Consider the following 10,781-nt stretch of genomic DNA (forward strand, 5'->3'; position numbering starts at 1 on the left):
CAGCTCCAGCTTCTTCGCCTCCAGCAGCTCCCGGAACCTGAACACGATCTGCTGACGCTTCGCCAGCGACGTGTCCCGCCACGCCGGGAACGCGGCCTTCGCGGACGCGACGGCCGCATCGATCTCGGCCTGGTTCGCGAGCGCGACCTCGCGAGTCACGATGCCCAGCGCCGGGTCGTAGACCGGCGACGTCCGGCCCGACGACGACGCCGACAGCGCCCCATCGATCCAGTGGCCGACGGTCGTGACGGTGGTGAGCGGCTCGATGCCGGTGGTCTCGGACATGATTCCTTCTTCTCTGGAGGCTTCTGTGGAGGGTCGGAGGGTGAGCCCGGGGCTCAGGTGGGAGTGCCGTGCACGAGGGCCGCGGCGGTGTCGACGGCGGAGGCGACGTCTCCGTCGGCCGGGTAGATGAGGGTGCGGCCGACCACGAGACCGCGGACGCCGGGCAGCGCGAGCGCGTCGCGCCACTTCGCGTAGACGGCCTCGGGGCTGCCCTGCGGGTCGCCGCCGAGCAGGAGCGTGGGCATCGTCGTCGCCGCCATGACACGCTCCATCCCGTCGACGACGGGCAGCTTCATCCACGTGTACGCCGAGGTCGAGCCGAGGCCCGAGGCGATGGCGATCGAGGTGATGACGGCGTCGGCGCTGAGGTCGTTGACGACTCGACCGTCGACCCACTCGCTCAGGAAAGGCTCGAGCATGATCGGGATCCGCGCCGCCGCGGCGGCGGTGACGGCACGCGCGTTGGCCTCGATGGTCGCGACCGACCCCGCGTCGGAGAGGTTGACGCGCAGCAGGGTCTTGGCGAAGTCGAGACCGTCGCGGACGATCCCGTCGATGTCGTAGCCCGTGAAGCGGTCGTCCATCTCGAAGGAGGCGCCGCGGAGTCCGCCGCGGTTCATCGAGCCCACGACGATCTTGTCGTCGAGCAGCCCGAGGAGGGCGAGGTCGTCGATGATGTCGGGGGTGCCGAGCACGCCATCGACCCCGGGGCGGGACAGAGCGGTGGCGAGGCGGTCGAGCAGGTCGTACCGGTCGGCCATCGCCATGTCGTCACTGCGGACGCCGAGTGCCCCGCGTGCCGGGTGATCGGCCGCGACGATGAAGAGGCGGCCGTTCTCGCCGAGGAGCGGGCGGCGGCGGCGCGCCGCGAGCATCCGTGCCACGGCGGTCGGATCCTCGGCGCGGAGCCGCCGCAGCCGCTCGAAGGCGCCGCTGGGCAGGAGGCCCTCAGACGACGACATCGCTGCGCTCCTCGAGGAACCGCTCGACCTCGTCGGAGGTCGGCATGGCGGTCGAGCACTCGCGGCGGGAGGCGACGATCGCGCCGGCCACGTTGGCGAAGCGGAGGATCCGCTCGAGGTCCCACCCCTCGATGAGCCCGTGGGTGAGGGCGCCGCCGAAGCTGTCTCCGGCACCGAGCCCGTTGACGACCTCGACGGGGAACGGCGCGACCTCGACGGTCTCGGATCGCGTCTTGGCGAGGACTCCGCGGGGGCCCTGCTTCACGATCGCGAGCTCGACTCCGCGCTCGAGGAGGGCGTCCGCCGCTCGGTGCGGATCGGTCTCGCCGACTGCGATCTCGCACTCCTCGCGATTGCCGACGGCGACGCTCACCCACTCCAGCGCCTTCGCGACCTCCTGCGACGCCCGCGCCGGCGAGCTCCAGAACATCGGCCGGTAGTCGAGGTCGAGCACGGTGAGCGCTCGGCGCTCGCGGGCCTTCCAGGCGATGAAGTGCGCCGATCGGCTCGGCTCCTCGGTGAGGCCGGTGACGGTGGACCAGTAGACCGTGGCGCGGTGGATCGCGTCGAGGTCGAGGGACTGCGCCGTGATCGCGAGGTCGGGAGCCTTGGGCTTGCGGTAGAAGTACAGCGGGAAGTCGTCCGGGGGGAAGATCTCGCAGAACGTGATGGGCGTCGCGAGGTCGGGCTCGGTGCCGACGAACTCGTCCGACACCCCGAGTCGACGCAGCTCCCGCTTCACGTAGCGGCCGAACGGGTCGTCGCCCGTCCGCGAGATCAGGGCGGCGGAGCGGCCGTGCCGCGCGGCCGCAACGGCCACGTTCGCCGCGCTGCCGCCGAGGTACTTGCCGAAGGTCTCGACGTCCTCGAGGCCGAGGCCGTCCTGGAGCGGATAGATGTCGACGCCGACGCGGCCGATCGTCAGCACGTCGTAGGTCGTGGTCGAGGGTGTCATACGCCGGTGTACAACTTTCTGTCGAGGCGGCGACCGGGGGAGCGGCGCGGACCGGGCCGTGCGCTCCCCGCAGGTCGTGGCTCCACCCTAACTCATATGTCCTGACATGCGAACATGCTGATCAGAGTCGCACCACCGAGTAGACGACTCCGCTCTCCGGGCGCAGGAGCGGCGCCGTCAGTCCCGCGCTCACGAGGAGGCCACCCGAGAGCTCGATCCCCGAGTCGCCCCACCACGGCGCCGGAGTGACGCGGTCGCCGCCCGTCCCGAGGGTCACGGGAGTCACGCGGTAGACCGCCTGCGGATCGAGCCCGGGCAGGCGGACGCGTCCCGGCGAGACGACCCCCGACCGCGCGAGTGAGACATACGAGTAGAGGGCGGCGCTGCGGTCGGAGGCGACCACTCCGTTCACCGCGATCGTCTCGTCGGGGTGGTCGAGGCGCACCAGGTCGCCGCCGTGCAGCAGCGCGCGGTGCTCGCGGTAGAACGCGATCCATTGGCCGAGCTCGGCGCGCTCGGCGTCCGTCGCCGCTCGCAGGTCCCACTCGATGCCCAGGTGCCCGAACACCGCAGTGACGGCGCGGAACGACAGATCGTGCCACCGGCCGGTGGTGTGCGAGACGCCCGAGGCGATGTGCGAGCCCATCAGCTCCGGCGGGACGAGCTGCGTCGTCCACCGGTTCATCTGCTGGCGGTCCAGAGGATCGATGTTGTCGGACACCCAGACCCGGTCGGTGCGCTCGAGCACCCCGAGGTCGACGCGCGCGCCGCCGGAGGAGCACGACTCGATCTCGAGCGAGGGGTACCGCTCCTTGATCTCGTCGACCAGCCGGTAGAAGGCGAGGGTCTGGGCGTGCACTCCGGCGCGGCCGGCGGGGGCGGTGCCCGCGTCCACGAGATCGCGGTTGTGATCCCACTTGATGTAGGCGATGTCGTACTCGTCGAGGATCGCGAAGATCGCGCCCCGGATGTGCTCGAAGCACTCGGGGATCCCGAGGTTCAGCACCTGCTGGTTGCGGGAGGAGACCGGGAGACGTCCGCCGGTCGCCATGATCCACTCCGGGTGCGCGCGGGCGAGATCGGAGTCGAGGTTGACCATCTCGGGCTCGAACCAGAGCCCGAACTGCATGCCGAGCGAGCGGACGCGGTCGACGAGCGGGTGGAGCCCCTCGGGCCAGACCTCGGGCGAGACGACCCAGTCGCCGAGCCCCGAGGTGTCGTCGCGACGGCTGCCGAACCAGCCGTCGTCGAGCACGTAGCGCTCGACGCCGAGGGCGGCGGCCTGCTCGGCGAGCTCGACCAGCACGTCGAGGTCGTGGTCGAAGTAGACCGCCTCCCAGACGTTGAGGGTGACGGGCCGCGGAGTGGCGGGGTGCTGCGGTCGTGCCCGCAGCATCCGGTGGAACCGGCGGGCGACCGCGTCGAGGCCGACTCCGTGGGCGGCGTAGAGCCACGGGCTCCGGTAGCTCTCCCCCTGAGCGAGCCGGACCTCGCCCGGGAGCAGCAGCTCGCCTCCGCCGAGGACCTGCACCCCGGTCGAGACGCGCTCGACCTGGTGCACGTGGTTGCCCGACCAGCCGACGTGGAGACTCCAGATCTCGCCGCCGGCGAAGCCGAAGCCGGGCTCGCCCACTGAGAGCAGGGTCGCCGCATCGGCTCCGGTGCGACCGTGCCGACCCTCCCGGCGGTGGGTCCCGACGGTCACCGACGAGCGCTGCGGGACCCGCTCCTTGCCCCAGCGACCCGCGAAGTCGAGGATCTCGCTCGCCGCGGGGGTGACGGGCAGGGCGAGGAGGAGCTCGTCGAGCTGGTAGACCCCGGCACCGAGGTTCGTGACCTCGGCACGCAGCCGCGCGATGCCGGAGGCGTCCATCTCGACCGCGAGATCGAGAGCGAGGGCAGCGACCGGGTCCTCCGCGTGCACGGTCAGGACGCGGGCCTCCACGACACCTCCGGTGAGCGGTTCGCCGTCGGCCCGGGCGCCGACGACCCGGAACCGGGGGGAGAAATCGGCGCCGGCGCGGGAGCCGTTCAGGCCCGGCCTGCCGCTCCAGCCGGTCCACTCCTCGGGGAGGAGGGCCAGCCGGACGGGCTCGTCCACGTCGTTGGGGCCGGGCCGGGCCGTCGCCGAGAGGGCGAGCGCCTCGAAGGCGACGGAATCGAGGGGGCCGCAGTCGGTGCCCCAGTGCAGGACCGCGGGGAGCAGCGAGTCGCTGAGGTCGAGGACGAGGGCGACGCCGGCGGCGCGCAGCACGGCCCCGGTCGTGGCGGTGGTGCCGGTCATGCGAGTGGTCCTTCCGAGCGGTCGGCCCTGCGGCGGGCGCCGCATCCGCAGGATTCGCGGAGGACGAGCTCGCCGCGGAAGGCGGTGTGACCGGAGCTGGGTGATGAGGCGGAGATGACGGTGTCGATCGCCCGGCGCGCCATGACGGCGACGGGCTGCTGGAGGGTGGTGAGTCGGGGGATGCTGAACGCCGATTCGGAGGTGCCGTCGTACGAGATGATCGCGAGCTCCTCCGGGACGCGGATCCCGAGGTCGGCGGCGCCGCGCAGGAGGCCGATCCCGACCAGGTCGGATCCGGCGAAGACGGCGTCGGGCCGATCCGGACCGGAGAGCAGGCGCTCGGCGGCGAGGAGACCGCCCTCTCTGGTCCAGCTGGTGATCTCGACGCTGCCGCGCGGCAGGCCGGCGGCCGAGAGGGCCTCCTCCCAGCCGATCTGGCGGAGGTCCCTGGCGCCGGTCGGGTCGGAGCTGGCACCGATCACCAGGTCGATCGAGCGGCAGCCGTGCACCTCCACGAGGTGCCGGACGACGGTGTGCGCGCTCTCCACGGCGTCGAGACCCAGGGAGGGGACCCCGGCGACGGAGTGGAACGAGTCGATCAGGACGGTCGGGATCGTCGGATCGGCGGCGGGCTGCAGGCTCTCGTGGAACACGCTCGCGAGGATGACCCCGTCGACCCCCCGCGAGTGCATCTCGTTCAGGAGCGTGACCTCCCGGGCCGGATCGTCGTGGGTGTTGGCGATGAGGAGGGCGTAGCCGCGCTCGGTGGCCGCGGTCTCGATCTGCAGCGCGTACTCGGCGAAGTACGGGTTGCTGGTGTCGGGCATGAGCAGGGCGAGCACGTGGGTCCGACCCGATCGCAGGGCGCGTGCGCTGCTGTTGGGCCGGTAGCCGAGCGCCTCGATGGCGTCGCGCACCCGGCGCTCCTTCTCGGGAGTGACGTTCTTCGCCCCGGTGACGACGTAGCTGACGACGGCGGTGCTCACCCCGGCCCGCTCCGCGACGTCGTTGCGGGTGGGCGCCCGGCGTGATCGTGCTGTGTCCGCCATCGACGGCCTCCTCGAGAGGGGAGGGGGGCCCGGACGGTCCGGGCCCCCCGCTCTGCTGCTATTCAAACAGCGCGTTCACCTGGTCGTTGGCGTCGGTCAGCGACGAGGGGTCGGCCTGGCCCTCGAGAACGGCGTCGACCGCGGGGGTCATGATGCCGGCGATCTTCGCGGCGTTGTCCGTGATCGGGAACAGGAACGTGGTCTTGTCGTCGACCTGCTGGGTGAAGGCGCTCACATCGATGCCGCGGTCCGAGAACGCGGTCTGCGCCTTCTCCGTGCCGCTCGGGATGGCCGGGAAGACGACACCCTGCTCGCCGATGACGTCCTGGCAGGCGGGCGAGGCCATGTACTCCACCCACGCCGCCGACGCGTCCTTGTTGTCGGAGCCGGCCCAGATCGAGTCGGCGAGTCCGTTGAACATGGTCGAGCGCTTGCCGTCGGGGCCGGCCGGGGTAGGCGCGATCCCCACGTCGATCCCGCTGAGGCCGGTGAACGAGTTGATGTTCCACGATCCGTTCGTGAGCATCGCGTACTTGCCGGCGCCGAAGGTCTGCGTCGAGTCGCTGCCCGTGACGGCGGCCACCGAGGGCATGTAGCCCTTCTCGATCATCCGGGCCGTCCAGCCGATCGTGTCCTGGAAGCGCTCGTCGTCGTAGTTGTACTTCGTGCCCCACGGGTTCTTGTCGGTGTAGGTCCAGCCCGTGGTGCCGGCGTACATGCTCCACTGGGTCTGGCCGTTGCCGCCGCCCGATCCGCCGTCGAGGCCGAGGCCGTAGACGGCGACGCGGGTCTTGTCGAAGCCGGACTCGTCGCCGCGGACGCCGTTCACGTCGACGGTGAGATGCGCGATCGCCTGCTCGTAGCTGCCGCCGTCCTCCGGGTTCCACTGGAGGTCGGCGATCTGCTCGGGCGTGTAGCCGCCGTCGCTGATCAGCGCCTGGTTGTAGAAGACCGCGACCGTGTCCCAGTCCTTCGGGAGGCCGTAGCGGTTGCCGTCCTGACCGACCCAGAGGTCGGCGAGGCCGTCCTGGTACTGGCCGACGTCGATGCCGTCCTTGTCGACCACGCCGTCGAGCGCGACGAGCTGGTCGTTGTTCACGAAGTCCGCGAACTTCGACAGGTGGTCGGTGAACACGTCCGGGGCGGTGCCGGCGACGAATCCGTTGGTGAGCTTCGTCCAGTAGTCGTCCCACGAGTACTGCGAGATCGTGACGGTGACGTCCGGGTTCGCCTCGTGGAACGCGTCGGCGCAGCTCTGGTAGGCCGCCTTCTGGTTGTTGTCCCACAGCCAGTAGTCGATGGTGCCGGAGGCGGCGCTGGTGTCGATGTCGGCGCCGTCGGACGAGCCGGCGGCGGCGCCGGAGCCGCCGCCGACGCAGCCGGCGAGGGAGAGTCCGAGGGCGGTGACGCCGGCGAGGGCGAGGGCGGACCTCTTGAGGGTTCGGGACATGGTGCTGCGACCTTTCTGCTTCATTGCGAGGGAGGGGGTGCGAGGGAAGGGGGAGTGCGTCACTTGACGCCGGAGTAGCCGATGGAGTCGACGATCCGGCGGCCGAACGCGAGGAAGAGGATCAGGACGGGGACGGCGGCGACGAGAGTGGCGGCCATCAGGCCCGCCCAGTCGGGGCTGCCGTTGGGGGTCTGCGAGCGGAAGACGCCGAGCGCGACGGTGAGGACGCGCGACTCCTCCGTGTTGCCCGCGAGCAGCGGCCAGAAGTAGTCGTTCCAGGTGTTGATGTAGGTGAGGATCCCGAGCGTGGCCAGGGGGGCGACGCTCATCGGCACGATCAGCCGGAAGAAGATCCGGAGCTTGCCTGCGCCGTCGAGCTCGGCCGCCTCCTCGATCTCGCGGCTGATGCCGAGGAAGAACTGGCGGAGGAAGAACACGGCGAACGGGGTCATCAGGAGGGACGGCAGGGCGAGACCGGGGATCGTGTTGAGCAGCCCGAGGTCGCGCATCAGCACGAAGTTGGGCAGCGCCGTGAAGATCGGCGGCACCATCAGCGCCGTGAGGAACGCGGAGAACACGAGGTCGCGGCCCGGCCAGCGCAGGCGGGCGAAGGCGTACGCCGCGAGCGAGCAGAACAGCAGCTGACCGGCGGTGACGAGCGTGGCGTAGAGGACCGAGTTGCGCAGGTAGAGCCAGAACTCGACGGAGGCGCCCGACCCGCCCTCGGCGATCGCCTGCTCCTGGGTCGCGAAGCCGAGGACTCGGGCGAACGCGCCCCAGGTGAACTCGACCGGCAGCAGCGAGGTCGGATTGCTCGCGAGAGCGTTCTCGGTCGAGAAGGCCGTGCGGATCATCCAGAAGAAGGGGAACAGCGTCACGACGAGGGCGAGGATCATCGCGGCCCAGGCGAGGACGCGTCCGATGCTCGGACGGCGGAGCCCGGAGCGGCGGGGTGAGCCGGGGCCCGGGGCGGCGGGGCCGACAGCGGCGTCGGCGACGAGTGTGGAGGTCATCGGGGATCCCTAGGCGAGGTCGGACTGGTCGGCGCGCATCAAGCGGAGCTGGAAGAACGCGACGCAGGCGAGGATGAGGAGCAGGACGACCGAGATCGCACTGGCGTAGCCGAAGTCGTTCTCACCGAAGCCGACCTGGTAGATGTAGTACTGGATCACCCGGGTGGCGTTGACCGGCCCGCCTCTGGTCGTCACGGCGACGGTGTCGAACACCTGGAACGAGCCGGTGACGGTGATGACGAGCACCAGCGCGAGGATCGGCCGCAGCAGCGGCAGGGTGATCCTCCAGAACGAGCGCCACTCGGTCGAGCCGTCGATCGCGGCCGCCTCGTAGACGTACGGCGGGATCATCTGCAGCCCGGCGAACACGAGCAGCGCGGTGTATCCCATGTGCCGCCAGACGTTCACCAGCGCGATCGTCGGGATCGCCCAGCCGGAGTCGGCGAAGAACGGGATCCGGGTCAGGCCGAGCCACTCGATCACGCTGTTCACGAATCCGAGCTGGTAGTCGAGCAGCAGGAACCAGATCATCGCCGCGATCACGTTCGAGATCAGGAACGGCAGCAGGATCGTGCCGCGGATGACGACCGACTGGGTCAGCCGGTGCATCAGGACCGCGAGCCCGACGGCGACGATCGTCTGGACGACGATGTTGATGGCGACGTACTGCAGTGTCACGCCGACCGAGTTCCAGAACAGGGGGTCGGAGGCGAGGCGCACGTAGTTGTCGAGACCGATGAACGACGGAGCGCTCATCAGGTTGTAGTCGGTGAAGCTCAGGTAGATGCCGCGGACGGACGGGGCGACGTAGAACGCCCCGAAGCCGATGGCGGCGGGAAGCACGAACGCGAGGGCGACGAGGACCTCGCGGCGTCGGGCGGCTCGGCGGCCGGGGGAGACCGTGGGCCGTGAGGCGAGGCCGGAACGCGTCGCGCTCATCGGTCGTCCTGCTCGCCGCGGGGGGCGCGGGTCGGATGAGGTAGCACGGTGACTCCTTCGTCGAAAGCCGTGGGAACGCCCGGTCGGGCGGTCGGCTACTCGTGTAGCTAGAGGGGAAGCTACACGGGTAGATTGTGGGCGCGCAAGGTTTGCGTCAATGTCGTGACAATTACCCGTCATCTGTCGCGAATCGTCCCGCCTCGGCCCGAAGGAGCCCCCGTGACAGAGCTGACCGTCCCCGCCCCCGATTCGATCCGGGTGCAGATCGACCCGTCGGAACCGTTCAGGGACGCCGCCCGCTCGGGCGTCGAGGTCTCGCTGACCTCGGCCGGGAGGGGACTGCGCATCGACGTCGGAGCGCTCGCCGGCGTCTCGCGGGTCGCTCTGCGCTGGCGCGAGGCGACGCCCGGCTCCGCGCGGGTGCTCGGCGACGCGTGGGAGCGCTCGTACGGCGAGCTCGAGTGGCGCGCGGTGCGACCGGAGCGGGTGCTGCCGTGGACGGCCCTCATCGCCGATCCGCTCTCCGGCGCGACCCGCGGCCTCGGCGTCGAGGTCCGCGGCGGCGCCTTCGCGTTCTGGCAGGTCGATCGGGCCGGGGTCACGCTGACGCTCGATCTGCGCAGCGGCGGCGCGGCCGTCCGCCCGGGCGATCGGGCGATCCACGCCGCCACCCTCCGTCGGACGGCATCCGACGCGGGACCCTTCCGCGCACAGCAGGAGCTGATGCGCCTGCTCTGCACCGACCCGCTCGACACGTCGGGGCCGCTCGTCGGCGCGAACAACTGGTACTACGCCTACGGTCGCGACTTCGGGCTCGACGCCGTCGTCCGCGACGCGCGTCTGGTCGCCGACCTCGCCGGCGACCACGCGGTGCGCCCGTTCGGCGTCATCGACGACGGCTGGAGCCTCGACGGGACCGCCGACGGGCTCGCCGCCTCACCGGGCCCGTGGCGTCGCGGGCGACCGGAGGAGTTCCCGGACATGGCCGAGGCCGCCCAGGCGATCCGCGAGCAGGGCGTGCGACCGGGCGTCTGGTTCCGGCCGCTGCTGACGCGGGACGCCGCGATCGAGGGCGCCCGTGCGTCCCGGGACGGAGCGATCGCGCTCGATCCCACCTCTCCCGCGGTCCTCGATCTCGTGACCGAGGACTTCGCGCGGCTGAGCGGCTGGGGGTTCGAGCTCATCAAGCACGACTTCTCGACCTACGACCTGCTCGGCCAGTGGGGCCCCGACATGGGCGCGTCGCCGGGCGACGGGCCTGCCCTCCACGACCCGGCGACCACCACGGCGGAGGCGCTCGTCGGCTTCTACCGCGCGGCCCTCGCGGCCTCGGGTGACGCGCTGGTGCTCGGCTGCGACGTCGTCGGGCACCTCGCGGCGGGGCTCGTGCACGCGCAGCGCATCGGCGACGACACCTCCGGCCTCGACTGGGATCGGACGCGGCGCGTGGGAGTCAACACCCTCGCCTTCCGTCTGGCGCAGCACGGCGCCTTCTTCACCGCCGACCCGGACTGCGTGGCGAGCACGCCGGGTACCGACTGGACGCTGAACCGGCGCTTCCTCGACCTCGTGGCGCGCAGCGGCACCGCCCTGTTCGTCTCGGTCGATCCGGCGACCCGGACCGAGTCCGTCGACGGCGACCTGGCGGCGGCCCTGCGGATCGCGCTCGACGGCGGCGCTCCCGGCGGCATCGAGCCGGTCGACTGGCTCGAGTCCCCGACTCCGTCGACCTGGCGCATCGGAGGCGAGACCGTCGAGTACGACTGGCTGGAGCCTGACGGCGCGGATCCGTTCGAGCCGTTCGTCTCGGCGAGCCCGGAGGTCTGACGGCCGGGGAGTCGCGT

9 protein-coding genes are annotated in these 10,781 nt (G+C 71.2%); 1 reads left to right on the forward strand and 8 read right to left on the reverse strand.

All coding sequences use genetic code 11. The features are described from left to right. The 8 genes from ASG06_RS07270 to ASG06_RS07305 all read right to left on the reverse strand — a co-directional run. On the reverse strand, nucleotides 1–285 hold a 285-nt coding region (locus ASG06_RS07270), incomplete at its 3' end, for an aldehyde dehydrogenase family protein (protein ID WP_156465918.1). Between the two features lie 53 nt (nucleotides 286–338). Continuing rightward, a complete protein-coding gene (locus ASG06_RS07275; RefSeq protein ID WP_056040597.1) occupies nucleotides 339–1,247 on the reverse strand; it encodes a Cgl0159 family (beta/alpha)8-fold protein in 909 nt (302 codons plus the stop codon). Beyond that, entirely contained in the window at nucleotides 1,234–2,202 is a 969-nt protein-coding gene (gene iolC, locus ASG06_RS07280; protein WP_056040600.1) for a 5-dehydro-2-deoxygluconokinase, read from the reverse strand. The genes ASG06_RS07275 and iolC overlap by 14 nt, the downstream gene beginning before the upstream one ends. A gap of 121 nt (nucleotides 2,203–2,323) precedes the next feature. Further along, complete coding sequence (locus ASG06_RS07285) at nucleotides 2,324–4,486, reverse strand: alpha-galactosidase (protein WP_056040602.1); 2,163 nt, start codon at nucleotides 4,484–4,486, stop codon at nucleotides 2,324–2,326. Beyond that, nucleotides 4,483–5,535 carry a LacI family DNA-binding transcriptional regulator gene (locus tag ASG06_RS07290; protein ID WP_056040604.1) on the reverse strand — a complete coding sequence of 351 codons (1,053 nt, stop codon included), beginning with the start codon at nucleotides 5,533–5,535 and terminating at the stop codon, nucleotides 4,483–4,485. Before ASG06_RS07290 ends, ASG06_RS07285 begins: the two co-directional genes overlap by 4 nt. A 58-nt stretch (nucleotides 5,536–5,593) precedes the next feature. Next, nucleotides 5,594–6,985 carry an ABC transporter substrate-binding protein gene (locus tag ASG06_RS07295; RefSeq protein ID WP_056040605.1) on the reverse strand — a complete coding sequence of 464 codons (1,392 nt, stop codon included), beginning with the start codon at nucleotides 6,983–6,985 and terminating at the stop codon, nucleotides 5,594–5,596. A gap of 59 nt (nucleotides 6,986–7,044) precedes the next feature. Further along, the gene (locus ASG06_RS07300) at nucleotides 7,045–7,998 is read right to left on the reverse strand and encodes a carbohydrate ABC transporter permease (RefSeq protein ID WP_082499048.1); all 954 of its coding nucleotides are present in this window, start codon (nucleotides 7,996–7,998) and stop codon (nucleotides 7,045–7,047) included. Nucleotides 7,999–8,007: 9 nt separating this feature from the next. Further along, nucleotides 8,008–8,937 (reverse strand): carbohydrate ABC transporter permease, encoded by a 930-nt coding sequence (locus ASG06_RS07305; RefSeq protein WP_056040607.1) that lies wholly within the window; start codon nucleotides 8,935–8,937, stop codon nucleotides 8,008–8,010. Nucleotides 8,938–9,156: 219 nt separating this feature from the next. On the opposite strand from ASG06_RS07305, the gene ASG06_RS07310 reads away from it, so the two are divergent. Beyond that, nucleotides 9,157–10,764 carry a hypothetical protein gene (locus ASG06_RS07310; RefSeq protein WP_197409389.1) on the forward strand — a complete coding sequence of 536 codons (1,608 nt, stop codon included), beginning with the start codon at nucleotides 9,157–9,159 and terminating at the stop codon, nucleotides 10,762–10,764. Nucleotides 10,765–10,781 lie beyond the last annotated feature (17 nt).

The sequence above is a fragment of the Rathayibacter sp. Leaf185 genome, assembly GCF_001423885.1.
Lineage (GTDB): Bacteria > Actinomycetota > Actinomycetes > Actinomycetales > Microbacteriaceae > Rathayibacter.

Coding starts and splice junctions, on each gene's coding strand:
- ASG06_RS07290 (WP_056040604.1), bottom strand. CDS start 5,535: ATGGCGGACACAGCACGATCACGCCGGGCGCCCACCCGCAACGACGTC.
- ASG06_RS07295 (WP_056040605.1), bottom strand. CDS start 6,985: ATGTCCCGAACCCTCAAGAGGTCCGCCCTCGCCCTCGCCGGCGTCACC.
- iolC (WP_056040600.1), bottom strand. CDS start 2,202: ATGACACCCTCGACCACGACCTACGACGTGCTGACGATCGGCCGCGTC.
- ASG06_RS07275 (WP_056040597.1), bottom strand. CDS start 1,247: ATGTCGTCGTCTGAGGGCCTCCTGCCCAGCGGCGCCTTCGAGCGGCTG.
- ASG06_RS07285 (WP_056040602.1), bottom strand. CDS start 4,486: ATGACCGGCACCACCGCCACGACCGGGGCCGTGCTGCGCGCCGCCGGC.
- ASG06_RS07305 (WP_056040607.1), bottom strand. CDS start 8,937: ATGAGCGCGACGCGTTCCGGCCTCGCCTCACGGCCCACGGTCTCCCCC.
- ASG06_RS07300 (WP_082499048.1), bottom strand. CDS start 7,998: ATGACCTCCACACTCGTCGCCGACGCCGCTGTCGGCCCCGCCGCCCCG.